General features: G+C 72.9%; 21 protein-coding genes. 9 read left to right on the top strand and 12 right to left on the bottom strand.

Annotated elements, in window-relative coordinates; genetic code table 11:
* Nucleotides 1-220 precede the first annotated feature (220 nt).
* The gene (locus OG625_RS05130; protein ID WP_329376876.1) at nucleotides 221-424 is read left to right on the top strand and encodes a hypothetical protein; all 204 of its coding nucleotides are present in this window, start codon (nucleotides 221-223) and stop codon (nucleotides 422-424) included.
* A gap of 33 nt (nucleotides 425-457) precedes the next feature.
* On the top strand, nucleotides 458-709 hold the full coding sequence (locus OG625_RS05125) for a hypothetical protein (RefSeq protein ID WP_329376875.1): 252 nt from the start codon (nucleotides 458-460) through the stop codon (nucleotides 707-709).
* 3 nt (nucleotides 710-712) lie between these two features.
* Here the strand turns inward: OG625_RS05125 and OG625_RS05120 are convergent, their stop codons facing one another.
* The 8 genes from OG625_RS05120 to OG625_RS05085 form a co-directional block, all read right to left on the bottom strand.
* A complete protein-coding gene (locus OG625_RS05120) occupies nucleotides 713-913 on the bottom strand; it encodes a DUF6126 family protein (RefSeq protein ID WP_329376874.1) in 201 nt (66 codons plus the stop codon).
* Nucleotides 910-1,305: an ArsR/SmtB family transcription factor gene (locus tag OG625_RS05115; RefSeq protein ID WP_329376873.1), complete on the bottom strand. Its 396-nt coding sequence runs from the start codon at nucleotides 1,303-1,305 to the stop codon at nucleotides 910-912. The genes OG625_RS05120 and OG625_RS05115 overlap by 4 nt, the downstream gene beginning before the upstream one ends.
* Nucleotides 1,302-1,571 (bottom strand): hypothetical protein, encoded by a 270-nt coding sequence (locus tag OG625_RS05110; RefSeq protein WP_329376872.1) that lies wholly within the window; start codon nucleotides 1,569-1,571, stop codon nucleotides 1,302-1,304. Before OG625_RS05110 ends, OG625_RS05115 begins: the two co-directional genes overlap by 4 nt.
* Nucleotides 1,572-1,597: 26 nt before the next feature.
* Complete coding sequence (locus tag OG625_RS05105) at nucleotides 1,598-2,209, bottom strand: TetR/AcrR family transcriptional regulator (RefSeq protein ID WP_329376871.1); 612 nt, start codon at nucleotides 2,207-2,209, stop codon at nucleotides 1,598-1,600.
* On the bottom strand, nucleotides 2,206-3,318 hold the full coding sequence (locus tag OG625_RS05100) for a saccharopine dehydrogenase (RefSeq protein ID WP_329376870.1): 1,113 nt from the start codon (nucleotides 3,316-3,318) through the stop codon (nucleotides 2,206-2,208). Before OG625_RS05100 ends, OG625_RS05105 begins: the two co-directional genes overlap by 4 nt.
* Before the next feature lie 46 nt (nucleotides 3,319-3,364).
* Nucleotides 3,365-3,952, bottom strand: a complete 588-nt coding sequence (locus tag OG625_RS05095) for a hydrolase (RefSeq protein ID WP_329376869.1) — start codon at nucleotides 3,950-3,952, stop codon at nucleotides 3,365-3,367.
* A 479-nt stretch (nucleotides 3,953-4,431) separates the two neighbouring features.
* Nucleotides 4,432-5,082 (bottom strand): phosphotransferase, encoded by a 651-nt coding sequence (locus OG625_RS05090; protein WP_329376868.1) that lies wholly within the window; start codon nucleotides 5,080-5,082, stop codon nucleotides 4,432-4,434.
* Between the two features lie 40 nt (nucleotides 5,083-5,122).
* On the bottom strand, nucleotides 5,123-6,319 hold the full coding sequence (locus OG625_RS05085) for an MFS transporter (RefSeq protein WP_329376867.1): 1,197 nt from the start codon (nucleotides 6,317-6,319) through the stop codon (nucleotides 5,123-5,125).
* A gap of 75 nt (nucleotides 6,320-6,394) precedes the next feature.
* Between OG625_RS05085 and OG625_RS05080 the strand changes: the two genes are divergently transcribed.
* On the top strand, nucleotides 6,395-7,144 hold the full coding sequence (locus tag OG625_RS05080; RefSeq protein ID WP_329376866.1) for an AraC family transcriptional regulator: 750 nt from the start codon (nucleotides 6,395-6,397) through the stop codon (nucleotides 7,142-7,144).
* Here the strand turns inward: OG625_RS05080 and OG625_RS05075 are convergent.
* The gene (locus tag OG625_RS05075) at nucleotides 7,129-7,698 is read right to left on the bottom strand and encodes a dihydrofolate reductase family protein (protein WP_329376865.1); all 570 of its coding nucleotides are present in this window, start codon (nucleotides 7,696-7,698) and stop codon (nucleotides 7,129-7,131) included. The genes OG625_RS05080 and OG625_RS05075 overlap by 16 nt on opposite strands.
* A gap of 27 nt (nucleotides 7,699-7,725) precedes the next feature.
* Between OG625_RS05075 and OG625_RS05070 the strand changes: the two genes are divergently transcribed.
* Entirely contained in the window at nucleotides 7,726-8,799 is a 1,074-nt protein-coding gene (locus OG625_RS05070; RefSeq protein ID WP_329376864.1) for an enoyl-CoA hydratase/isomerase family protein, read from the top strand.
* Here OG625_RS05070 and OG625_RS05065 read toward each other — a convergent pair.
* Nucleotides 8,786-11,458: an ATP-binding cassette domain-containing protein gene (locus OG625_RS05065; protein ID WP_329376863.1), complete on the bottom strand. Its 2,673-nt coding sequence runs from the start codon at nucleotides 11,456-11,458 to the stop codon at nucleotides 8,786-8,788. The two genes, OG625_RS05070 and OG625_RS05065, sit on opposite strands and share 14 nt — an antisense overlap.
* Nucleotides 11,459-11,554: 96 nt before the next feature.
* On the opposite strand from OG625_RS05065, the gene OG625_RS05060 reads away from it, so the two are divergent.
* Nucleotides 11,555-12,316: a TetR/AcrR family transcriptional regulator gene (locus OG625_RS05060; protein WP_329376862.1), complete on the top strand. Its 762-nt coding sequence runs from the start codon at nucleotides 11,555-11,557 to the stop codon at nucleotides 12,314-12,316.
* Between the two features lie 30 nt (nucleotides 12,317-12,346).
* On the opposite strand, the gene OG625_RS05055 is transcribed toward OG625_RS05060, so the two are convergent.
* Entirely contained in the window at nucleotides 12,347-13,249 is a 903-nt protein-coding gene (locus OG625_RS05055) for a LysR family transcriptional regulator (protein ID WP_329376861.1), read from the bottom strand.
* Between the two features lie 110 nt (nucleotides 13,250-13,359).
* On the opposite strand from OG625_RS05055, the gene OG625_RS05050 reads away from it, so the two are divergent.
* A complete protein-coding gene (locus tag OG625_RS05050; RefSeq protein WP_329376860.1) occupies nucleotides 13,360-14,565 on the top strand; it encodes an MFS transporter in 1,206 nt (401 codons plus the stop codon).
* Between the two features lie 172 nt (nucleotides 14,566-14,737).
* Here OG625_RS05050 and OG625_RS05045 read toward each other — a convergent pair whose 3' ends face one another.
* Nucleotides 14,738-15,529: an alpha/beta fold hydrolase gene (locus tag OG625_RS05045; protein ID WP_329376859.1), complete on the bottom strand. Its 792-nt coding sequence runs from the start codon at nucleotides 15,527-15,529 to the stop codon at nucleotides 14,738-14,740.
* Nucleotides 15,530-15,725: 196 nt separating this feature from the next.
* Between OG625_RS05045 and OG625_RS05040 the strand changes: the two genes are divergently transcribed.
* The 3 genes from OG625_RS05040 (at nucleotide 15,726) to OG625_RS05030 (ending at nucleotide 25,148) form a co-directional block, all read left to right on the top strand.
* Nucleotides 15,726-23,003 carry a non-ribosomal peptide synthetase gene (locus tag OG625_RS05040; protein ID WP_329376858.1) on the top strand — a complete coding sequence of 2,426 codons (7,278 nt, stop codon included), beginning with the start codon at nucleotides 15,726-15,728 and terminating at the stop codon, nucleotides 23,001-23,003.
* Between the two features lie 10 nt (nucleotides 23,004-23,013).
* On the top strand, nucleotides 23,014-24,186 hold the full coding sequence (locus tag OG625_RS05035) for an NAD(P)/FAD-dependent oxidoreductase (RefSeq protein ID WP_329376857.1): 1,173 nt from the start codon (nucleotides 23,014-23,016) through the stop codon (nucleotides 24,184-24,186).
* A gap of 77 nt (nucleotides 24,187-24,263) precedes the next feature.
* A complete protein-coding gene (locus OG625_RS05030) occupies nucleotides 24,264-25,148 on the top strand; it encodes an SDR family NAD(P)-dependent oxidoreductase (RefSeq protein ID WP_329376856.1) in 885 nt (294 codons plus the stop codon).
* The last annotated feature ends 56 nt before the right edge of the window (nucleotides 25,149-25,204 follow it).

The raw sequence follows: 25,204 nt of genomic DNA, 5'->3' as shown, positions 1-25,204 counted from the left end.
GGAGTTCATCTGGAGTACACGCCGGGACCGATCACGACCGGCAAGATCATCGGGTTGACCCCGACCCGGCGGGGGCCGACCGCGCCTCACCGGGTGCGGGGCCACGGACCCGCCCGCGCCCCCGTTCCTCGCGCACCACCAAGCGCCGCGAAGTACCGGCCGCTTTCCGCGTGCGCCTCCCTCGAACGGCTCGTCGCGCAATCACCTCCTGGAGTCACTCGTGGACACCCTCATGCCCCTCGCCCTCCCGGCCTCACCCACGTTCACGACGCTCGTCCCCGGTGGTCGTCCTGTTCGCCGCGCTCATGCACGCGAGCTGGAACGCCGTGGCCTGGTCTTCCGGGAGCGGCTCGGCCGGGCCCGGCTCGCCGCGAGCGCCACCGTGCCGGCGGGCATCGTGCTGCTCAACGTCGGCTTCGGCTGAGCGGGGCCGCCCGCGGCGGCCTACGGTCGAGGTATGAGCGAGATTGTCGTCGTGTACGAGCTCGACAAGCCGACGGCGGGCGACGCCGAACCGTCCGTCCTCCGCGTGCACGCGGTGCCCGCCGCCCCCGGGATGACGGCCGTCGCCGGTCCGCGCACCTACTGCGGCCGGGACACCTTCGCCATGGAGGTGTCCTCGTGGAGGCCCGGCGAGCATCCGGGGGACGCGTGGTACGACCCGCAGTACGCGAGTCTGGTCTGTGCAGCCTGTGCCGACGCCGTGTAGCGGCTACTTCTTCGCGTGCTCGCCCAGGTAGAAGAGCAGGTAGACGAATCCTGCGAACGCGTGCGTGCCGAAGATGTAGAAGAAGGCGCGCAGTGCCACGCCGCGCTCCAGCCACCTGGCCTCGGCCTTGACCCCGGAATCGGACCGGGAATCGGACCCGGACTCGCCGTCCGGGTTTGGGGCCGCGGTCGTTGCGTCACTCATCCGGGGGTCTCCAAGGCGGGTATCGGGGCGGTGGGGGGCGTGGGGGGTGTGTCGTGGGGACGGAAACCGCGGAGTTCTTCCAGCAGCTCGTTCTGTCCGGAGAGCATGACGGTGAGGATGCGTCGGGCGGCGGCCAGCAGGTCGGCGACGTCGCCGCCCGCCAGTTCGTAGACGACGGTGGAGCCCCCGCGGGTGGCGGTGACGATCCCCGACCGGCGCAACACCGCGAGCTGCTGGGACAGGCTGGAGGGCTCGACCTCGATCGCCGCCAGCAGGTCCCGGACCGGCATCGGCCCGCTCTGGAGCAGCTCCAGGACGCGGATGCGCACCGGATGCCCGAGCATCCGGAAGAACTCGGCCTTGGCCTGGTACAGCGGAACCGACGGGCTCACCGATCAGCTGCCCCTTCTTCGGAGACCCCGGTGGCGCTGCCGGCGCCGTCGGCTGCGGTCCCCGCGGGCCCGTCCGTGCTGATGCCGTGCTTGCGCGCGAGGCGCAGTGCGTCCTCCAGCTCGTCCTGGGCGAGATCCACCTCGTACTCGTCCTGCTCGTCGAGCGCGGCCCGGAGCCGGGCGCGCGCCTGCTGGACCCGCTCCCGTGCGGCTTCGGCGAATCCGCCCACTCCGACCGCCTCCCCGACGCCTGATCGCGGCAGCACATGGTGAATTGAAGAACTCTGCAATTCTACCCGGAGCCTCCGTCGAGGAGGTCGAGCAGCGTGCGGCGCAGCAGGGCTTCGCCGGCCGCGTCGGGGCGGCCCGCGACGCCGGAGCGGAAGAGTGCCGATCCCTCCAGCAGCATGACGAAGACGTCGGCGCGGGCGCGCGCCGCGGCGGGTGGCAGGGTCGCGGACCGGCCCGCGGACCGGTCGGCGACGAGTTCGGCCACGTGGGCGGCGTACGCACCGTAGAAGCCGCGGACGGCCTCGGCGGCCGCTTCGTCGTGCGCCGCCATGGCCCAGACCTCGGTGAACAGCCGTACCAGGGGCAGGTCTTCGTGCTCGCCGAGAAGGACGTCCAGGACGGCCGGGAGGTCGACGGCGGGTGAGGCCGTGAGGTCGGCCACGCGTTCCAGGGAGGCGGTGAGGACCCGGTCCAGCAGCGCCGCCAGGAGGTCCGTGCGGGTGGGGAAGTAGTACTGGAGGTGGCCCAGTCGGACTCCGGCCTCGTCCGCCACCGTGCGCATGGTGAGTTCGGCGCCGCCGGAGGAGCTCAGGATCCGCTGAGCGGCGTCCAGGAGGGCCGTACGCCGTAGGCGGCCCTTCGGGGTCGGCCCGGCGGAGCTCGGTGCGCTCACGCGGCGGCCCCGTCCCCGGCCGCGCACGCCGCCCCGTTCCGGCCCTCGCCCCGGTCCACGCCGAGGTGGACGCCGTGGACCGCCAGCAGGCTCGCCGCGTGGGCCGGTTCCGGATGCTGCTCGGGGAAGACCACGCCCTGCGGCGCAGGGGACCCGTCGGTGCCGAGTACGCGGCGCAGCCCCAGCAGGGCCCCGACCGCCGTCAGGTGGCTCTGCCCGCGCGGGTCGGTGACGGTCGCGCCGAGCTCGCGCCCCCGGTGGGAGACGTCCACGCGGAGCAGGGCCGTGCCGCCTTCGCCGGGGGAGTGGAGCAGGGCGCGGCGCGCGGGAGCCCAGCGGTCGCCGCCGGCCCAGCGGAAGAAGCCCGTACCGCGGAGGGCGAGCAGGGCGCGGGTGGCGGCCGGCGAGCTGAAGCCGAGGCGGGTGGCCGCGGTGGTGGTGCCCAGGGTGAGGGGGAGCGTGAACTGCTCCGGGGTGTCGATGCGGGCGACGCGTACCGGCGTGCCGTCGATGAGGACCGTACGGGCGTCCGTGAGCGGCGCGGCGAGCCGGCGCCGGCCGCCGTCCACCACCTCGAAGCCCAGGCCGAGCCGGTCCATGAACTCCACGGAGTCCGCGCCGGCCCGGTCGGCCATGTCCCACCGCACGGCGATCTCCACCCGCTCGGCGCCGCCCAGTTCGGCGGCCAGTGCGGCTGCCACCAGGCTGACGACCCCGCCCATCCAGGCGGAGGACAGGAGCACCGGGGCGGTGGGCCGCAGCAGCGCGGCCACGGTGACCGCCCGCTGCAGCCGGGCCGTCCAGCGCGTGATGTCCACGTACGGGATCCCGCCGGTGACGGCCGCGCGCAGCACCCGGTCGTCGGGGTCGTTGACCGAGTTGATCACGGCCCGTACGCCGGCGCGGAAGGGAGCGGGGTCGCCGAGGTCCCAGGCGCGGACCTCGCCCCCGAGCTCGGCCGCCAGTGCCCTGCCCCGCTCGGGCGTGCGCCCGGTGAGCAGGGTCGGGGCGTCGGCGGCGACCATCCGGGCGATCTCGGCGCCGACGGTTCCGTAACCCCCGGTGATGAGTACGGGCCCGGTCGGATCGTGACGCAGTGAGTCAGTCATGATCCGCAGTCTAGGTCGATCGACCTAGAAATGGCCAGGGCTGTCGTCAGGAAGCCAGGGCGGCGAGGATCTCGGTGGTGCTGCTGACCTTGCCGATGCGGGGGAAGATCTTGCCGAAGGTGTGGGCGTGGGACTCGGCGTCCAGGTCGGCGGTGGCGTCCTCGGCGAAGACCAGCTCGTAGCTGAGCTCCCAGGCGGTACGGGCGGTGGACTCGACGCCGGCGCTGGTGGAGATGCCGCCCAGCACGATGCGGTGGATGCCGCGGCGGCGCAGCTGGAGGTCGAGCTCGGTGCCGGTGAAGGCCCCCCAGTGGCGCTTGGTGACGACCACGTCGCCGAGGGCGGCCAGCTCGGCGGGGATCTCGGAGAACGCGGCGGGCGGTGCGGCCGCCGGGCCGGGGCGGTCCACTTTGGCGGTGGGCAGGTCGCCGCCGTCCGGGGACCAGGCCACCTTGACCAGGACCACGGGCAGCCTGTGGGCGCGGAAGGCCTCGGCCAGGGCGATGCCCTTCCGCAGGATCTCGGCGGCGGGCTTGGCGGTGGGCATGGCCATGATGCCCGTCTGGAGGTCGATGAGGACGAGGGCGGTGTCGCCGCCGAGGGTGAGGCGGTTGGGGTCGGTGGGGGCGGTCATGCGGTCTCCTTCGGGCGGGTGGGGGCGCGGCGGCGAGGGCGGCGGGGCGGGTCGGTCCCCGGCGGGGCGTCGCAGCAGGGGAACGGCTTCGGCGGGCAGGCTCTGACCGGCCTCTCGGGGCGCGGGGCGAGGATCTGTCCCTCCGGGGTGAGGGAGATGGCCGGTCGGCGGCGGTCGCTGGGGTGCGGGCTCCGGGCGGTGCAGCCGTCGGTCCGCAGGGGGCGAGGCGGTCCGGCCGCCTGAGACGGACGCCTGCGACGGGCTCACCCCGCCGCAGGTGGCCCGGATCCGCCGGACCGGCATGCCGAGGGCTGGTTGGAGCCCTTCGGTGCTCGCGCGGGGGTGGTGAGGATCTGTGGGCACATGGGGACACTATTGGGCATACGGTCCACCTCGCAGGTGGCTGTCCTGGGTCGGTGGCGTCGGCGAGAGGCCGAGTGCGTGACGACGGGCTGCTGCGCGGCGGCCGCCGAACCGGCTCAGGAGTAAGGGCGCTGCAGGCGGCGGACCAGGTCGGCTTCCGTTTCCGTGAGGTGGGGGTCCCCGAGCCGTCGCTCGCCGGCGACGCGCATGCCCGCGCGCCAGTCGGTTCCACAGGTGCGGGCCACGGCTCGCAGGAAGCCCCTGATCAGCAGCCGCTCGTGCGGCCGCAGCACGATGCCGCGGAGGATGACGAAGGTCATGGCCACGTCCACCTCGGGGCGGCCGACACGGGACGTGGTCCAGTCGATGACCTTCGGGCCGCGGCCCGTGATGACGACGTTCTCCGGGTGCAGATCGAGGTGCAGCACCCGGGCGTCGCCGTCACTCCCCGGGAGCCTGGGCAGCCAGCCGGGATCGGGCAGAGCGTGCAGCTCGCGGTGGAGCCGGCCGAGCATCGCGCCGTACGTCGGAGCCCGCCAGGGGAGGCTGCGCAACGCCTCGCTCATGGTCGGCCCGTGGAGCCGCTCCATGACCAGGTCCGTACCGTCCACCTCGTGCACGACCGGCACCGGGTAGCCCTGCGCGGCCAGCCACCGCAAGAGCCGCGCCTCGCCCTCCGCCGGCTGCCCGTCCCGGAAACGGCGCAGCACGCGCTCTCTGTCCACGGCGTACACATCGGCCTCACGTCCGCGCCCGATCAGCTCCAACGCCCACCCCCCGAAGGTCGGTTCTCTCGCGTACCGATGATCACACAGGCCGTTCGGCTGCCCCAGGCTCCGGCAGCCGCCTCGCCAGCGCCCAGGCCAGGACCGGGAGTACGGCCAGCGGCAGCAGGGCGGCGCGCAGCGAAGCGGCGTCCGCGGCGGCGCCGATGAGCGGGCTCGCGAGGCCGCCCACGCTGACGGTCAGGCCGAGCGTGACCCCGCTCGCCGTACCGATGCGCGTCGGGAGGTAGTCCTGGCCCAGGGTGACCTGGAGGGAGAAGGGCACGTACAGCGCGGCGGCGGCGAGCGCCGCGCAGACGGGCACCAGCGGCAGGGGCAGGAAGAGGATCCCGGCGACGGCGGGCACCGAGGCGGCGTACGCCCGGCGGACCGCGGTCACCCGGTCCCACCGGCCGGCCAGCCGGGCACCGAGCAGGGTGCCGGCGGCGCTGCCCGCGAAGAGGGCGAACAGGGCGACGGCGCCGGTGGTTTCACCGCCGCCGCGCTCACGTACGTACAGGGCGACGAAGGTGCTCAGGCCGGTGAACACCACCGACCGGACGATCACGACCAGGCACAGCCGCAGGAACGCCCGCCGGTTCTCCGCGGGGGCGGCCGCAGCAGCGTCCCGAGGTGCCGTGACGGGCGGGGCGACGGCACCCGCCGGGGCGGACGGCCGGTTCAGGAGGGCTCCGAGCACGGCGGGCAGGGCCAGCAGCCACCAGCCGGCCGACCCCGGCAGTGCCAGCGCGCCCACGACCAGCAGCGGAGCGCAGGCGAAGCCGATGTTCCCGCCGAGCGCGAACCAGCTCATCGCCGCGTGCCCACCACCGCCCGCGGCGGTGCGCACCATCCGGGCGGCCGCCGGGTGGTACGCCGCCACGCCCAGCCCGGACAGGCCGACTGCGGCGACCGTGGCCGCGTACCCGGCGTCCAGCCCGACGAGGGCGATGCCGAGTCCGGCGGCGGCCGTGGCGAGGGGGATCAGCCAGGGCATCGGGCGACGGTCGGTCAGCATGCCGAACAGCGGCTGGACCACGGAGGAGAGGAGCGAGGCGGCGAGCACGATGCCGGACGCGGCGGCGTAACCGTAGGCGCGCTCCGACACGAGGAACGGCACCAGCGCGGCCACGGCGCCCTGGTACACGTCCACGCAGGAGTGGCCTGCCGCGAGGGCGGCGACGCGGCGCCGGACCGGAGCCGCCGGGAGCGGGGAACGCGCGCGCTCCGCAGGATTCATGACGGGGTGGGTGGGCTTCACCCCTTGAGAATCGCCGTCGGCGGAGCGGTCCCGCTTCCGATAAATTGCCGAGTGATGCAGAAGATCCGCCACACCCCGCGCGCCGCCACCAGCATCCGTGAACTCGACACCGACATCGGGATCGACCCGCACCGCCACGACGACCACCAGATCGCCTACGCCGGTTCCGGGGTCCTGTCGATCACCACCGACGCCGGCACCTGGGTGGCCCCCGCGACCCGGGCCCTGTGGATCCCGGCCGGGACGGTGCACGAACACCGCGGCTTCGGCCGGACCGACCTGCACTCCGTGGGGCTGCCGACCAGCCTCAACCCGCTGTCCCTGGACGTGCCGGCCGTCATCGCCGTGGGCCCGCTGCTGCGCGAGCTGATCCTCGCCTACACGCGGGACCCGCAGGACGACACCCCCGAGCGGCGCAGGCTGCTCGCGGTGCTCCTCGACCAGCTGCGGGCCTCGCCGCTCCAGCCGCTGCACCTGCCCGCCCCCGCCGACCCGCGCCTCGCCGCGGTGTGCGCGCTGCTGCACGCCGACCCGGGGGACCCGCGGGGGCTGGCCGCGCTGGCGGCGGCGGCCGGGGCGGGAGCCGGTGAGCGGACGCTGAGCCGGCTCTTCCGCGCCGAACTGGGGATGACCTTCCCGCAGTGGCGCACCCAGCTGAGGCTGCACCAGGCGCTGCGGCTGCTCGCCGTCGGCACGCCGGTGACGGCGGTCGCGCACCGTTGCGGCTGGTCCTCCGCGAGCGCGTTCATCGATGTCTTCCGGCGTGCCTTCGGGCACACGCCCGGGGCCTACGGGCGCTCGTAGTCCAGCCGCACCACACCGTTGCCGAAGGTGCGGGTGCCCGCCATGCGCAGGGGCACCGTTCCGCTGTCGGTCGGCGGGAAGAGCGGTTTGCCGCGGCCGATGCGGACCGGATGCACGTAGATCCGGTACGCGTCCACGAGGTCGAGACGCAGGAAGGAGGCGGCGAGATCGGTTCCGCTCATGACCATGTCGCCGCCGGGCGCGGCCTTGAGCGCGGCGACCTCCTCCGGGACGACGTCACGCACGACGGTGGTGTTCCAGTCGGCCGGGCCCGGCGGCAGGGTGCGCGAGTACACGTACTTCGGCATGGACCGCCAGATTCCGGCGAACTCGGCCATCGGCCCGGCATTCGCGGGGTCGGCGTCCGCGGTGGGCCAGAAGTCCGCCATCAGCTCGTGCGTGACGCGGCCGGCCAGGAAGGCGCCCATCGTGCGCAGTTCGTCGTTCATGTGCTGGTGCAGCTCGTCGTCCACCAGGTGCCAGTCGATCTGCCGCTCGGGCCCCTCGAAGTAGCCTTCGATCGAGACCGCACTCATCAGGATGATCTTCCGCATACCGGTCCACGCTACATACTGGCCGGTGTGAAGAGCTCAGACGACACCGTTTTGTTCGAGATCCAGGGTCTGACCGGGGTGGTCACCCTCAACCGTCCCAGGGCCCTCAACGCCCTCACCCACCCCATGGTGCTGCGGATCGACGAGGCCCTCACCGCCTGGGAGGACGACCCCGCCGTCCACCAGGTCTTGATCCGCGGGGCCGGTGAGCGCGGGCTGTGTGCGGGCGGCGACATCCGGGCCATCCACGACGACGCCAAGGCAGGAACCACCGCCTCCGCGGACTTCTGGCGCGACGAGTACCGGCTCAACGCCCACATCGCCCGCTACCGCAAGCCGTACGTGGCCCTCATGGACGGCATCGTGATGGGCGGCGGCGTCGGCGTATCGGCCCACGGCGGCGTCCGGATCGTCACCCAACGCTCCCGCGTCGCGATGCCCGAGACCGGCATCGGCTTCGTCCCGGACGTCGGCGGCACCTGGCTGCTCGGGCGAGGCCCCGGCCGCGCCCCCGGCCTGCTCGGCACCCATCTCGCCCTCACCGGAACCGCCGTGGGCGCCGCCGACGCGATGCTGTGCGGGCTCGCCGACCACTTCGTACCGGCCGCCCGGCTCCCGGAGCTGACCGCGGAACTCGCCGGGGCGTCCGTACGCGAGGTCCTCCCGCGGTACACGGCCACGCCCCCGCCCGGGGAGCTCGCGGGGCGGCGCGACCGGATCGACCGCTGCTACGCGGCGGACACCGTCGAGGAGATCGTCGAGCGGCTGTTCGCCGACGGGGACCCGGCGGCCAAGGAGACCGCCGAGACGATCCTGGCCAAGTCCCCGACCGCCCTCAAGACCACCCTGGCCGCCCTGCGCCGGACCGAGGACGCGACCACCCTGGAGCAGGTGCTGGTCCAGGAGTTCAGGGTGTCCTGCAACGCGCTGACCTCACCGGACCTGGTGGAGGGAATCCGTGCCCAGGTCGTCGACAAGGACCGGAATCCGCGCTGGTCGCCGGCGCGCCTGGAGGAGGTCACCGCGGCCGACGTCGAGCGGTTCTTCGCCCCGCTCGGCGCCGGCCGCGAGCTGACCTTCCCGGACGTCAGCCGCGGCTGACGTACTCCCGCAGGTGGCGGGCGGTCAGCGTGTCCGCCTCGGCCACCAGGGTCGACGGGGTGCCCTCGAAGACCACCCGGCCGCCGTCGTGGCCGCCGCCCGGGCCGATGTCGATCAGCCAGTCGGCGTGCGCCATCACCGCCTGGTGGTGCTCGATGACGATCACCGAGTTCCCGTCGTCGACGAGCCGGTCCAGCAGCGCGAGCAGCTTGTCGACATCGGCCATGTGCAGGCCGGTCGTCGGCTCGTCCAGGATGTACGTCGAGGACTTCTCCGCCATGCTGATGGCGAGCTTGAGCCGCTGGCGCTCGCCGCCCGACAGGGTGCTGAGCGGCTGGCCGAGCCGGACGTAGCCCAGCCCCACGTCGGCGAGACGGCCCAGGATCGCCCGGGCCTGGCCGGTGGTGAAGAACTCGTACGCCTCCGCCACCGGCATGTCGAGGACCTCGCTGATGTTCTTGTCGCGCAGCCGGTACGTGAGGACCTCGGGCGTGAAGCGCTTGCCCTCGCACTCTTCGCAGACCGAGGACACCGCGGCCATCATCGCCAGGTCCGTGTAGACCAGCCCGATGCCGTTGCAGTTCGGGCAGGCGCCTTCCGAATTCGCGCTGAACAGGGCCGCCTTGACCCCGTTGGCCTTGGCGAAGGCGGTCCGGATCGGGCCGAGCAGGCCGGTGTACGTGGCCGGGTTGGACCGGCGCGAACCGCGGATCGGCGACTGGTCGGCCACCACCACCCCGTCCTGCCCGGCCAGGTAGCCGTGGATCAGCGAGCTCTTGCCGGAGCCGGCGACCCCCGTCACCACGGTCAGCACGCCCAGCGGCACGTCCACGCTGACGTCCTTGAGGTTGTGCAGATCGGCGCCCTTGACCGACAGGGTCCCGCACGGGACGCGCACCGACTCCCGCAGCCGCGCCCGGTGTTCGAGGTGGCGGCCGGTGAGGGTGTCCGAGGCGCGCAGCCCGGCCACGTCCCCGCTGTAGCAGAGCTGCCCGCCGGCCGTGCCCGCGCCCGGGCCGAGGTCCACGACGTGGTCGGCGATCGCGATGACCTCCGGCTTGTGCTCCACGACCAGCACGGTGTTGCCCTTGTCGCGCAGCCGCAGCAGCAGGTCGTTCATCCGCCGGATGTCGTGCGGGTGCAGGCCGGTGGTCGGCTCGTCGAAGACGTACGTGACGTCCGTGAGCGCGGAACCGAGGTGGCGCACCATCTTCACCCGCTGGGCCTCGCCACCGGAGAGGGTCCCGGCCGGGCGGTCCAGGCTGAGGTAGCCGAGCCCGATCTCCACGAGGGAGTCGAGCAGGTCGCCCAGGTTCGCGAGCAGCGGGGCCACGGCCGGGTCGTCGATCCGGCGGACGAAGGCGGCCAGGTCGCTGATCTGCATCGCCGAGCACTCGGCGATGTTGACGCCGTCGATCCGGGAGGAGAGCGCCGCCGCGGACAGGCGGGCGCCCGCGCACTCCGGGCAGTCGGCGAAGACCACGGCACGGTCCACGAAGGCCCGGATGTGGGACTGCATCGACTCGCGGTCCTTGGACAGGTAGGTGCGGGACACCTTGGTGACCAGGCCCTCGTAGGTGAAGTTGTTCGACCCCACCTTCACCTTCACCGAGCTCTTGTGCAGGAAGTCCGACCACTCCTGCTCGGTGAAGTCCTTGAGCTTCGTATCGGGGGAGTAGAAGCCGGAGTTCGCCATGATCTGCCAGTACCAGGAGTCCACGGCAAAACCCGGGACGGTGATCGCGCCCTCGTTGAGGGAGAGTTCCCGGTCCACGAGCTGGTCCACGTCGATGTCGGAGACCTGGCCGATGCCCTCGCAGCGCGGGCACATGCCCTCGGGCGTGTTGAAGCTGAAGGCGGAGGACGTGCCGACGTGCGGGGTCCCGAGGCGGGAGAAGACGATCCGCAGCATGGTGGAGGCGTCGGTCGCCGTACCCACGGTGGAACGGGAGTTGGCGCCCATCCGCTCCTGGTCGACGACGATGGCGGCGCTCAGGTTGTGCAGGGCGTCCACGTCCGGCCGGCCCAGGCTCGGCATGAAGGACTGGACGAAGGAGGTGTAGGTCTCGTTGATCATCCGCTGCGACTCGGCGGCGACGGTACCGAAGACGAGGGAGGACTTCCCGGAGCCGGAGACGCCGGTGAAGACGGTCAGGCGGCGCTTGGGGATGTCGAGGGAGACGTCCGTCAGGTTGTTCTCGCGGGCGCCGCGGACCTGGATGACCTGGTGACTGTCGGCGGGGTTCACGGGGTTCACGTCGCCCGGCTGTGCTTGGCTCGCGTCGGTGGTGACCCAGTCGACGAGCTGGATGATCACCCCGTTCGGGTCGCTGACCTGGAAGAGCCGCTCGCCCCAGGGCTCCTCGCGCAGCTCCATCGCGATGGGGGCGCCCTCGGCGCGCAGGCGAGCGTGCTCGCCGGGCAGGTCGTTCACCGTGAAGGCGAGGATCAGGCCGCCGACGTGCTGGTCGCGGAAGCCCTCGGGGAGGACCTCGATACCGCGCCGCAGGAAGATCACCTGGGGGCCGTCGGGGTGGCCGAGGGAGGCGAAGCCCTCGGCGGACATGGTTTCGGTGTAGCCGAAGTGCCTGGCCAGGAAGGTGGCGGAGGCGGGGACGTCGTCGACGGTCAGGGATATTGCGGTGCTGGCGATCTGCACGGAACTCCTCGCGGTGGCGGCGTCTCGGACTTACATTATACATAGTACTCTATACGGTGTACTGAGTTTTGGTTTTCCCGACGGGAAGGAACCGGCATGGCCAAGGACCGGAGCGGCGCGGGCGATCCCGTGCGCACCCTGGAGCTGCTGTGGCGGGAGCCCGGCCAGGAGCCGGCCCGCCCCGGCCGGCGCGGGCCCCGGCAGGGGCTCAGCGTGGACGCCGTGATCGGCGCCGGGCTCGCCCTCGCCGACGAGGCGGGGCTGGCCGCGCTGACCATGCGGGCGCTGGCCCAGCGGCTCGGGGTGACGCCGATGACCCTGTACACGTACGTCCCCGGGAAGGCCGAACTGCTCGACCTGATGCTGGACGAGTCGTACCGGCGGATGGACCGCCGGGCCCCCGGCGAGCGGGACCCGTGGCAGGAGCGGGTCACCCACATCGCCGACGACAACCGCGACCTGCTCGTCCGGCACCCGTGGATCGCGGACCTGGCGGTCACCCGCCCGCCGCTGGGCCCCGGCGTGATCGCGAAGTACGAGTACGAACTGGCGGCCTTCGAGGGCATCGGCCTCACCGATACCGAGATGGACGCGGCTCTGACCCACCTCCTCGGCTTCGTCCACGCGAACGCCCTGGCCGCGGCCGACGCCGCCGCGCACAACAGCCGCCAGAGCGACGAGGAGTGGTGGGCCGTCAGTGCCCCCCTGCTGGAACGGGCCATGGACCCGGAGCGCTACCCCCTCGCCGGCCGGGTCGGCAGCGCGGTGGGGGCCTACGACCCGGACGCGGTGTGGTCCTTCGGCCTCCGGTGCGTGCTGGGCGGCCTGGCGCACCTGATCGGTTCCCGGGGCTTGTGAGGCAGACGGGGGCAGGTGCCCCGACGACGGTCAGGCCGCCGGGTCGGCCGTTTCGGTTACCGCCAGGGCGAAGGCCTCCGCCTGGGCGGAGGGGCGGGTGCGGTGGCGGATGAGGCCCAGTTCGGAGTCGGGCAGGCCCTGCACCGGGACGAAGGTGAGGGAGTCGCGGCGCCCGTGGTAGTCGGCCGTGGACCGGCACAGCAGCATGGCGCCGCGATTGGCCGCCGTCAGACTCAGGCCTTCCTGCAGCGTGTTGACGCTCGGCCCGGCCGGTACGGGGAGACCGCCCGGGGTCAGGCCGGGAGCCTGGGCCCGTCGCCAGTACTCGGGTGCGCCGCCGTCGATGCCGATGAGCCGGCAGTCGGCGAGTTCCTCGGCGGAGAGCGATTCCCGGGCTGCGAAGGGGTGCCGGACGGACACGGCGAGGGTCTGCGGCTGCCGGGAGAAGACCGGACCGAGGACGAGGTCGTCCTCGGCGACCGGCAGCAGCACCACCGCGCAGTCCACCTCCTGACGGCGCAGCGGCCCGAAGGGGTCGGAGAGCGGGATCTCGACGATGTCGATCGCGCAGTCGGGATACCGGTCCCCGAACAGGGCGATCGCCCGGCTGAGGTAGTCGTCGACGGTGCCCTGGAAGCCGATGCGCAGCTCCCCGCCCATGCCCCGCGCGGCGGCCCGCGCCTCGTCGACCGTGGCGCGCAGCGCGTCGTACGCCGGGCGCAGGCCCGCGAGGAAGCTCTCCCCGAGCGGCGTCAGGCGCACCCGGCGGCTGGTGCGCTCCACGAGCGGGGCCCCGATGCGGCTCTCCAGCGAGCGCAGCAGCTGGCTGACCCGGCTCTGGGACACGTACAGCCGCTCGCCCGCCCGTCCGAAGTGCAACTCCTGCGCGAGCACGAGGAAGGTCTCCAGCTCGCGTATCTCGACACCGCTCATGGTTCCCTTTCTACACCGCCGCTCCGACGCGGCCGATCAAGTAGCCCAGCTCATCGAAGGATGAGGGATCGGCCGTTGTTCCCGCAGGTCGGGACGGGTTGGCTGGTCGCATGGCACAGACTGAGGAAATTGCAGACACCACCGGGGTGCCGGAGCGCTCCGCGACCCGCGGCTGGTTGGGCGTCGTGGCGGTCTCGAGCGCGACGTTCACGGTGGTGACGTCCGAGATGCTGCCCGTGGGCCTGCTGACGCCCATCGGGGACGCGCTGAAGGTGACCGAGGGCACCGCCGGACTGACCCTGACCATCACCGGCCTGGTCGGAGCGGTCTCGGCGCCGCTGCTGACACCGCTGTTGGGGCGGATCGACCGGCGGACGGTGCTGTGTGCGCTGATGGCGGTCCTCACGGTGGGCAACCTGCTCGCGGCGTGGTCGCCGAACTTCGCGGTGATGGTGGCCGCCCGCGTGCTGGTCGGCGTCGGCATGGGCGGTGTCTGGGCGATCGCGGCGGGCCTGGCCGTACGGCTGGTGCCGCCCAAGTCGATCGGCTCCGCGACCTCGTTGATCTTCAGTGGTATCGCGGTGGCCTCGGTGCTCGGCGTGCCCGCCGGTACGTACATCGGCGAACTGGCCGACTGGCGGACGGCGTTCGTGACCATCGGCGTCCTGGCGCTGGTGGTACTGGTCGCCCTTGCGGTCCTGCTGCCGCGGCTGCCCGCCGAGCAGGACGTGCGCCTCAGCGGCGTCATGCGGCTGTTCGGCGAGGCGCGGGTGCGCACCGGACTGCTGGTGGTGGGCCTGCTCGTCACCGGGCACTTCGCCGCCTACACGTACGTGCGCCCCGTGCTGGAGGAGGTCTCGGGGGCGAGCGCCGGGATGATCGGCACGCTGTTGCTCGTGTACGGAGTCGCGGGCGTGGCGGGCAACTTCGCGGCCGGCGCGGGTGCCGGGCGGTCCCCGCGGAGCACCCTGCTGGTGATCAGCGCGGTACTCGCGGCCACGGTCGCACTGGTACCGGTGCTCGGCGGCTCCGTCCTGACCGCGGGCGTGCTGCTCGCCGTCTGGGGACTGTCCTACGGCGGTGTTTCGGTCAGCACCCAGACCTGGCTGCTGGCTTCGGCTCCCGAGGCGCGCGAGGCCGCGTCCTCACTGTTCGTCGGCGTGTTCAACGGGGCGATCGCCCTGGGCGCGCTGGCCGGGGGCCTGGCCGCGGACGGCGCGGGGGTCAACGCGGTGATGTGGCTGGGCGGCGGGCTCGCCGCGGCGGCCCTCGCGGTGACGGCGCTGGGCAAGGCCCCCTCGTCCGGGCGCCTCTGAGACCGGGCCCGGCGCCCACCCCCGGGCCGCGTCACCCCGATCCCGGGGTCGGCGGGCCGGGCGCCGGGCCCACGACCGGCCGCAGCGGCCGCCCCGGCCGGCTCGGGCGGTAAGGCGAGGGCGGCAAGGCCCGGGCGGTACGGGCAGCTCTGCCCCGTACCGCCCGCGGCGGTCATCCGTCGACCGTGTCGAGGAACTCGGTGATCAGCTCGGCCCACTCCGCCGGCCGCTCCGCGGCGATGGCGTGACCGCAGTCGAGCGTCGCCAGCCGGGCCCCCCGGATACCGGCCACGAGTTCGCGGGAGTGAACGGGAGTGATGAGGAGGTCCCCCAGGGGCGAGACGACGAGCACCGGTACCGCGATCCGCGCCAGGTCGGCCCGTACGTTGATGCCGTCGAAGAGGGCGAGCTGCGCGTCGGTGCCCGGCGGCATTCCGGCGGAGAACAGCTCGACCTGATCCTCGACCTCCTCGTGGGAGCGTGCGTCGAGCCAGCGGGTGCCGCCGACCATCAGCGAGAGATAGGAGGCCAGGACCCTGCCGCTCCCACCCGGTGCGCCGAGTGCCCGCCAGGTGTCGATGGCCAGATCGAGGCGTGCGTTCGGGCGGGCGAATCCAGCGGAAAGAACAAGAGCGGTAACGCGTTCGGGATGGCGCACGGCGGCCCGCACGGACACCGCCACACCCATCGAGAATCCGGATATGGCAAATGAATGTACGCCGGATTGCACGGCGCTTTCCACAATGTGGTCGGCGAGCCCGTCGAGCGTCAGCGGACGGTCCGGAACGGGATTATTCCCGGACCCCGGATAATCCGGACCGACGACGGTTCGGCGGCCGGCGAGACTTTCCAGGATCGGGCCGTAGCTGTCCTCGATGTCACTACCCGCACCATGCGCGAGCAGCAGCCCCGGCCCACTGCCGGACAGGAAGACGGATTTCTGGGAGGGGAGCGGAGTGGTCATGTCCGAGATGTTAGCGAGGGCGCGGAGAAATCCTTGAGGAATATCGCGCGGATCACATTCTTCCCGTTCCTGACTACTTGAACGAGTGGTTCACCTCTACTCATACGAGTAGTGGTGAAGCGGATTGAGGGAAACGTAGGCTCCTGAGCATCGGACGGCACACATTCCGGCTGTCCGAATGAGCGAAGGAAGGCCGATGTTCGCAACACGCCAGCTCCCTCTGTCCGCCTACCAGCGAGACATTTGGGCTGCCGAGTCCACCGCGCCGGGTGACCCCCAGTTCAACGTGGTCATCCAGGAGCGGTTGGCCGGCGATGTCGACGTGGACAGCTTGCGGGAGTCGCTGGAAGGCGTCCTGCGGAACAACGAGGCGTTCTCCCTGCGGTTCGACGAACAGGACGGAGTTCCCTGCCAGTGGGTGGCCGGGACCGAGGCCGAGGAGGAGGCGGGTCCCTGGGTCCAGTACGTCGACCTCTCCGGCGCCGCAGACCCCGCGGCGGCCTGCGCGGCGTGGCGGGAGCACTCCTTCACGCACCCGTTCACCCTGCGGCGTTCGCGTCTGTTCACGGCCGCGGTGCTGCGCGAGAGTGCCTCCGTCGCCCATGTGCACATCAACGCCCACCACCTGATCGCCGATGCCTGGGCGCTGAACCAGGTCAGCCTGCAGCTGTGGGAGCGCTACGCCGACCGCACGGGCGGCGGCGCCCCCGCGGCCCGCCCCGCCCCCCGGCCCGTCACCGCTCTCGTGGAGGCGGACACCGCCTACCGCGCCTCCGGTGCGTTCGAAGAGGACCGGGCCCACTTCCGCGACGCGCTCAAGGGCGTCCAGCCCGCCCTGTTCACCCGCGCCACCGTGGCCCCCGCGGACGGCGGGCGGCGCCGGGCCCGCCACACCTTCACCGTCGACGCCGACCTGGTCCGCCGGATCCGCGGCGGGGGCAGCTCCCCGTTCACGTACCTCGCGGCCGCCTTCGCCGCCTACTTCTCCCGCGTGCACCGCACCGAGGAGCTGGTGCTCGGCGTCCCCTTCCGCAACCGGCACTCGGAAGCGGACCTCGAGACGGTGGGCCAGCTGGCCAACAACCTCCCGCTGCGCGTGCAGGTCGGCCCCACCGCCACCCTGCACGAGCTGGCCGCCTCCGTCCGCACCACCACGGACGCACTCCGCGGCCACGAACGGCTGGCCCTCGGCGACGTGCTCCGCGACCTCCCGGCCGTCGGCGCCGGCTCCCGCCGGCTGTTCGACGTCACCCTCTCCTACCTGCGCCACCCCCGGCCCGCCCCGCTCCCGGGCGCCACGGTGGACTCCGTAGTCCTGGCGCCCGTGCACCACCAGGACGCGCTGTCCGTGATGGTGCACGCCTTCGAGGACGACGCCGACCTGCGGGTCGACCTCGACTACGCCCTCGACGTCTTCGACGAGGACTACCCCATCACCTCCGTCGCCGGGCACCTGCTCCGCCTCATCGGCGCGGGAGTCGCCGAGCCCGGCCGGCCCGCGGCGACGCTGCCGATCCTGGACGAGACCGAGTACGAGGACCTCACGCAGCTGTGGCAGGGGCCCGTCGTCCCGTACGCCGACGACCGGACCGTGCACGGCCTGATCGCCGAACAGGCCGCCCGCACCCCGGAGCGGACCGCCGTCATCGGCGCCGACGGGACCCCGCCGTTGACCTACGCGGACCTCGACACCCGCTCCAACCAGGTGGCGCACGCCCTGCGCGCCCACGGTGTGGGCGTCGGCGACCGGGTGGCCGTCCACATGGACCGCTCACCGCAGCTGATCGTCGCCCTCCTCGGCGTCCTCAAGTCCGGCGGAGCCTACGTCCCCGTCGACCCCGGCTACCCGGCCGAGCGGATCGGCTTCCTGCTCCGGGACAGCCGGGCCAAGGTGGTGCTCACCGACGGCGGCACGCCGACCGAGGAGCACGGCGTCCCCGTCCTGCGCACCGAACAGCTGCTGACCGGCCCCGGCGAGCCGCTCCAGGAGGCGGCCACCTCGCACGACCTCGCGTACGTGATCTACACCTCCGGCTCCACCGGCCGGCCCAAGGGGGTCATGGTCGAGCACCACTCGGTGGTCAACCGCCTCGCCTGGATGCAGAAGGCCTACCCGGTCGGCGAGGGCGACGTCCTGCTCCAGAAGACCCCGATCTCCTTCGACGTCTCCGTGTGGGAGCTCTTCTGGTGGGCGATCGAGGGCGCGGGGCTCGCCCTGCTGCCCGTCGGAGGCCAGCGCGACCCGCGCGGGATCCTGCACAGGATCGCCGAACAGCGCGTCACCACCCTGCACTTCGTCCCCTCGATGCTGGGCCCCTTCCTCGACCTGCTGGAGGACCGCCCGGAGCTGCGCACCGAAGCCGCCTCCCTGCGCCGGGTGTTCTGCAGCGGCGAGGCCCTGCCCACCGCACGCGTCGAGCAGTTCAACCGGGTCTTCGGATCCCGCGGCGAGAGCGCCCCGCGGCTGGTCAACCTGTACGGGCCCACCGAGGCCACCGTCGACGTGTCGTACCACGACTGCCCCACCGCCTCCGACGGGCCGGTCCGCCGGGTCCCCATCGGCCGGCCCATCGACAACACCCTGCTCTACGTCCTGGACGCGCACGGCGGCCTCCAGCCGGCCGGTGTCCCCGGCGAGCTGTGCATCGGCGGTGTCGGGGTCGCCCGCGGCTACCTGGAACGGCCCGAACTGACCGCGGAGAAGTTCACCGAGGACCCCTTCTCCCCGGGCGGCCGGCTCTACCGCACCGGCGACCTCGCCCGCCGGCTGGCCGACGGCACCATCGAGTATCTCGGCCGCATCGACGGCCAGGTCAAGATCCGCGGCAACCGGGTGGAGCTCGGTGAGGTCCAGAACCGGCTGGCCTCCGTGGCCGGGGTCCGGGACGCCGTCGTCGTCGACCACCGGTCGGGGAGCCGGGGCACCCTGCTCGTCGGCTACTACGTGGCGGACACCGAACTCAGCCCGGCCCTGCTGCGCGGCGAACTCGCCTCGGCGCTGCCGGAGTTCATGGTCCCGGCGCACTTCATCCGGATCGACGCGATCCCCCTCACCCCGAACGGCAAGGCCGACCGCCGCGCCCTGCCGGCCCCCTCGGCCACCGCCGGCTCCGCGTACGCGGCGCCGCGCAACGCCACCGAGGAGACCCTCGCCGCGATCTGGGCGGAGGTGCTGGAAGCAGAGCGCGTCGGCATCCACGACGACTACTTCGCGCTCGGCGGGGACTCCATCACGATGCTGCGCATCCGCGCCCGGGCCGAGAAGGCCGGCATCGTGTTCTCCCTGACGGACCTCGTGCAGCAGCCGACCGTCGGCCAGCTTGCCGCCAGGTCGGCCACCGGCGGCGAAGCCCCCGCGCCCGCCGCCGAACTCGCCCCCTTCGCCCTGGTCTCGGGCGTCGACCGGGCCCGCCTCGAAGGCCGCGCCGACGCCTACCCGCTGACCCGCCTCCAGCTCGGACTGCTCTACCACAGCCGGGCCGAGCAGGACTCGGCCGTCTACCGCGACGTCTTCCAGTACAGCGTCACGGCCGCATGGGACGAGGAGGGCTTCCGGCGCGCCTTCGAGCGGCTGGTCGCACGCCACCCCGTCCTGCGTTCCTCCTTCGACCTGGGCTCCTTCTCCGAACCGCTCCAGATCGTGGACCACCAGGTGGCGGGCGGCTTCGACGTCGTGGACCTGCGCGGCCGCCAGGAGGCCGCGGCGCTCGCCGAGATCCAGGCCCACGTGGACGAACGCCGCTACCACCGCTACGACTTCGAGCAGGCCCCGCTCCACCACCTGCGCGCCCACGTCCGCGAGGACACCCTGGAGCTGGTCCTGAGCTTCCACCACGCGATCCTCGACGGCGGCAGCGTGGCCACCCTGGTCGCCGAGCTGCTGCGGGACTACCTGCACGGACTGGGCCACCCCATCGCCGCCGTGGCCGAGACGGACCTCCCTTCGGCGGCGCACCACGTACGCGCCGAACGCGAGGCCCTGGAGTCGGAGCGGACTCGTGCCTTCTGGCGCGAGCGGCTGCGGGACGCGCCGCTACTGCGCCTGGAGGCCTTCCGCGGGCACGAGGCCCCGGGGCCGGACACCCAGATCACCAGGATCGTGGACCTGCCCGCCGAACTCACCGACCAGATAGGCCTGTTCGCCCGGGAGCGGACGCTGCCCGTGAAGTCGGTGCTGTTCGCAGCCCACTGCCTGACCCTCGGCCTGTTCTCCGGCTCCGACGACATCACCACCGGGCTCGTCACCCACGGCCGCCCCGAGCTGGAGGATGCCGACCGCATCGCCGGCCTGTTCCTCAACACGATGCCCGTACGGCTCGGCACCGCGGCCGACAGCTGGGCGGACGTGGTCCGGTCCGCCTTCCGGCAGGAGCAGCAGAGCCACGCGCACCGCCGCTACCCGCTCAGCGCGATCCAGGAGGACCGGGGCTCCACCGTCCTCGAAACCGCCTTCAACTACATCCACTTCCGCCAGCTGGCCGCCGTCTTCGAGCTGCCCGGGGTCCGACTCCTGGACTTCAAGACCTGGGAGGAGACCAACTTCCAGCTGCTCGTCAACGCCATGACCGATCCGGTGGACGGCTCCGTGCGACTGCGCCTGGACCACCACGGGCTGACCTTCACCCCGGCCCAGGCAGACCTGTACGCCGAGCGGTTCACGGCGATCCTGGACCGACTGGTCCACCACCCGGACGAGGCAGTCGACTTCGGCTTCCTCGCGCCCGCCCCGGAGCAGGACGCGGCGCGGGACCGGCAGGTGGACGCCGTACCGCCGGACGCCGTACCGCCGGACGCCGCACCACTGGACGCCGCACCGCCGGACGTCGTACGCGCCGTCGCGGTGCAGAGCGCCCGGACACCGGACGCGACGGCCCTCGTCTTCGGCGCACGCCGCTGGACCTACGCCGAACTGGACGCCGCCGCCGACCGGGTGGCCCGCGAGCTGATCGCGCTCGGCTCCCGCCCCGGCGACCGGATCGGCATCGCGATGGACCGCTCGCCGGAGACGATCGCCGTCATCCTCGGCGTCATGAAGGCGGGCGCGGCCACCGTGCCGCTGGACGTCGGCTACCCGGCCGACCGGCTGACCGCCATGGTCGAACAGGCCCGCCCCTTCCGGATCATCGCGAACGCCGCCCACGGCGCCACCGTCGGCGGGCCGGGACTCGTCCTCACGGCCGAGGAGATCTTCGCCGGGGACGGCGAGCGGCCGTACCTGCCCCGGATCCCGGACGAGGTGACCCAGGAGATCACCCCCGACTCCATCGCCTACGTCCTGTTCACCTCGGGATCCACCGGCGCGCCCAAGGGCGTGGCGATGCCGCACCGTTCACTGGCCCACCTGGTCGCCTGGCAGAACGGCATCCCCAGCGGGGTCGTCGGCGGCGTGACCGCCCAGTACGCGCCCATGAGCTTCGACGTCTCCTTCCAGGAGATCTTCTCCACCCTCGCGGGCGGCGGCACCCTGCTCCTGCTCTCCGAGGACGAGCGCCGCGACATGCCGGCCCTGCTGCGCCTGCTCGACCGGGAGGGCGTGGAGCGCATCTGCCTCCCGTACGTCGCGCTCCAGCAGCTGGCCGAGACCGCCGACGCCCTCGGGCTCGCCCCGCGCTCCCTGCGGGCGCTGCTCTCCTCCGGCGAGCAGCTCCGCGTCACCGACGAGATACGCGCGCTGTGCGCGGCCCTGCCCGGGGTGCTCCTGGAGAACCAGTACGGGCCCACCGAGTCGCACGTGGTGACCGCGTACACCATGCAGGGCGACCCGGCCGCCTTCCCGGCCCTGCCGCCCATCGGGCGGGCCATCGCCGGCTCCGCGGTCCACGTCCTGGACGGCCGGATGCGCCCGGTCCCGGCCGGGGTGCGCGGTGAGCTGTACCTGTCGGGCGCCTGCCTCGCCGAGGGCTACGTGGGCCGCCCCGACCTGACCGAGGAGCGCTTCGTCCCGCACCCGTCCGCCGAGGCCGCCGCGGCGGGGCAGCGCCTGTACCGCACCGGCGACCTGGGCTTCGCCCTGCCGAGCGGTGACGTGGTGTGCCTGGGCCGGGCCGACGCACAGGTCAAGGTGCGCGGCTACCGGGTGGAACCGGCCGAGGTGGAGCTGGCCATCACCCGCTTCGCGGCCGGCCACCCCGGCATCGCGGAGACCGCGGTCGTCGCCCGCCGACGGGAGGGCAACGACTCCTTCCTCGCCGCCTTCCTGACGGGTGACCCCGACGGCGCCGACCTCACGCTCCTGCGCAAGCAGCTGCGGACGGTGCTGCCCGAGTACATGATGCCCTCGCACTTCGAGTGGCTGGCGGCCCTGCCGCTGACACCGAGCGGCAAGCGCGACGACAAGGCCCTGCGCGACGCTCCGCTGAGCACGGGTGCCGCCGCGGACGCCGCCGCGGCACCGCGCGACGCGTACGAGGAGACCCTGGTGGAGATCGTCGGCGATCTGCTCCAGCTGCCCGCACTCGGGGTCCACGACAACATCTTCGACCTCGGCGCGACCTCGCTCACCGCGATGCGCCTGGTGGTGCAGATCGAGCAGCGCTACGGGATCAGCGTCCCGCTCTCGGAGTTCGTATCGGCGCCGACCGTCGCCGAGCTCGCGGCGCGGCTGCGCTCGGGCGAGGCGATGACGGCCTTCGACCCGCTGGTGCCCATCCGCCCGGCCGGGTCGAAGCGCCCGATGTTCTTCGTCCACCCCATGGGCGGGAACGTGCTCTGCTACGTCCGGTTCGCCAAGTACCTGGAGGACGACCGGCCGTTCTACGCCCTCCAGGCGGCCGGCGGCGATCCCGGCACCGAGCCGCTGCGCAGCGTCGAGGAGATCGCGGCGAGCTACATCGAGGCCATGCGCCGCGTGCAGCCGAGCGGCCCCTACGTCATCGGCGGCTGGTCCTTCGGCGGGTTCGTGGCCTTCGAGATCGCCCGGCAACTGCGGGCGGCCGGGGAGGAGATCGCCCGGCTGGTCCTGCTGGACACCACCGCCCTCAATCCGGGCCGCCGCCTGACCACGGACGACGAAGCCCTGCTCGGCTGGTTCTTCTGGGAACTCCTGTGGCTGCGGCGCGGCGGTGACTCCCCGCTGGAGCTCATCCCGGACCGGCTGACCACGCTGGAGGAGAAGTTCGACTTCATCGCCCAGCTCGCCATCGACGAGGGCGTACTGCCCGCGGGCAGCACCGGGGCCGTCGTGCGGCGCCTGTTCCACGTGTACGAGGCCAACTGGAAGGCGGCGTTCGCCTACCGGCCCGAGGTGGTGGACCAGGACATGGTCCTCATCCACGCCGCGGAGCCGCTGCCCGGCGTCCTCAACTCGATGCACACGGCAATCGAGAGCATGCACGCGGACCCCAGCAACGGCTGGCGCGAGCGCACCAGCGGCGCGCTCGACGTCGTGGACGTACCCGGCGACCACCTCACGATCATGGAGGAGCCGTACGTGGCCCACATGGTCCGGGTCGTCACCGAACTGATCGGACAGTGAGATGGCACAGATGACGAACCGCAAGAAGGCCCTCGTGATCGGCGGGGGCATCGGCGGCCTCACCGCCGCCGTGGCCCTGCGCGAGGCGGGGCTCGACGTCGAGGTCCACGAGCGGGCGGGCGAGTTGCGGGCCGCGGGCTCCGGCCTCTCGGTGATGAGCAACGCCGTCGGCGCGCTGAACTCGCTGGGCGTCGGCATCGACCTGGAGAAGCGCGGCGAAGCCCTGCGCTCCTACCACGTCAAGACGGCCTCGGGACGGCTGATCAGGGAGTTCCCCTTCCCGGAGATCATCGGCAGGCTGGGGGTGCCCAGCGTGCTCATCACCCGGGCCGACCTCCAGCAGTCGCTGCTGGAGGCGGCGGAGGGCATCCCCCTGCACTTCGGCGCCGCGGCCACGCGCTTCGAGACCGAAGGGGTGCCGGGCGGCGGGGTGCGGGTCGCGTTCGACGACGGCACCACCGCCGAGGGCGACGTGCTGATCGGGGCCGACGGCTTCAACTCCGTGGTGCGCGGGCAGCTGGTGGGTCCGGAGGACTCCCAGGACAGCGGCTACATCTGCTGGCTCGCGGTCGTGCCTTTCTCGCACCCGCGTTTCACACCGGGCTCGGTCACCCACTTCTGGGGCAGCGGCAAGCGCTTCGGGCTCGTGGACATGGGCGCCGGACGGCTGTACTGGTGGGGCACCAAGAACATGCCGGCCGAGCTCTCGCGCGACTGGAAGGGAAGCAAGGCGGAGATCCTGCACTCCTACGCCGGCTGGGCCGACGAGGTGCGCCAGGCGATCCTGGCCACCCCCGAGGAGTCGATCATCGCCGTGCCCTCCCGGGACCGGGCGTTCCTGGAGCGCTGGGGCCGGGGTCCGGTGACCCTGCTGGGGGACGCCGCGCACCCGATGCTCACCAGTCTCGGCCAGGGCTCGGGCATGGCGATCGAGGACGCCGTGGTGCTCGGGCGGGCCCTGAAGGGTGCGACCGACCTGCCGCGGGCGCTGCGCCGCTACGAGGACGAGCGCCGCGAACGGACCCGGGGGATGGTCGCCGCCTCGCGCGGCATCAGCTCCTTCGAGCAGTCCGAGGACCCGCTGCGCCGGCCCGTGCGGGACGCGTACTTCCGGTTCATGCCGCAGAGCCGGCTCACCCGCACGCTGGAGGACGCCCTCACCTTCCCGGGGGTGGCCGGATGAGCACCCCCGCCGCCCCTGCCCCTGTCCCCGCCGCCCCTGCCGCCCCCGCCTCCCGTGGTTCACGTAGGAGAAATCTCGTGTCAGCCGTTTCGCAGCGCGCCGCCCTGTCGCCGCGCGGCCGGTCCGTCCTCGTCACCGGGGCCTCCTCCGGCCTCGGCCGGGTCTGCGCACTCCAACTGGAGGAGGCCGGCTTCCGGGTCTTCGCGGGTGTCCGCAAGGAGGCCGACGCCCTGGCGCTCGCCGAGGCCGGCGCGCACGGCCGGATCGTCCCGGTGCTCGTCGACGTGACGGACGAGAAGTCGGTGGCCGCGGCCGCCGAACGGGTCGCGGCAGAGGTCGGCGAGGACGGGCTGTGGGGGCTCGTGAACAACGCGGGCATCTGCGTGTCGGCCCCGCTGGAGTGCGTGTCGCCGGAGCGGCTGCGCGAGCAGCTGGACACCAACGTGGTGGGGCAGCTCGCCGTCACCCAGGCGTTCCTGCCGCTGCTGCGGCGCACCCGGGGGCGGGTGGTCAACGTGACCTCGGGCCTGGGCAGTGTGGCGATCCCGTTCCTCGGGGCGTACGCGGCGGCGCAGTTCGCCAAGGAGGCCCTGACCGACGTGCTGCGGCGCGAGCTGGCCCCGCAGGGGGTCGACGTAGCCCTGGTGCAGCCCGGCGCCATCATGACGCCGATCTGGGGCAAGGTCTCCGACGTGGCGCGGGCCGCGATGGACGGTGTCCCGGAGCAGGTGGCCGAGCTCTACCGGATCCCCTTCAACCGGTTCCTGCACCACAACGAGAGGCAGGCGCGGGAGAGCCTCACCCGCCCGGAGGACTTCGCGGAGACGGTCCGCCAGGCCCTGACGGCCCGGCGGCCCAGGACCCGGTACCGCGTGGGTCCCGACGCCCGGAAGGTGAGCGTGCTGGCGCGGGTGCTGCCCGACACGGCACTGGACCGGTACCTGCGGCCGATCACCGAGTAGCCGCAGGGGCCGGGACATCCGGGCCCGAGTAATGGGTGCGGCTGCGGAGGAGGCCG

The sequence above is a fragment of the Streptomyces sp. NBC_01351 genome (assembly GCF_036237315.1).
GTDB lineage: Bacteria > Actinomycetota > Actinomycetes > Streptomycetales > Streptomycetaceae > Streptomyces.
Note: the sequence above shows the minus strand (reverse complement) of the source record. Positions and strands in the feature narration are given on the sequence as shown.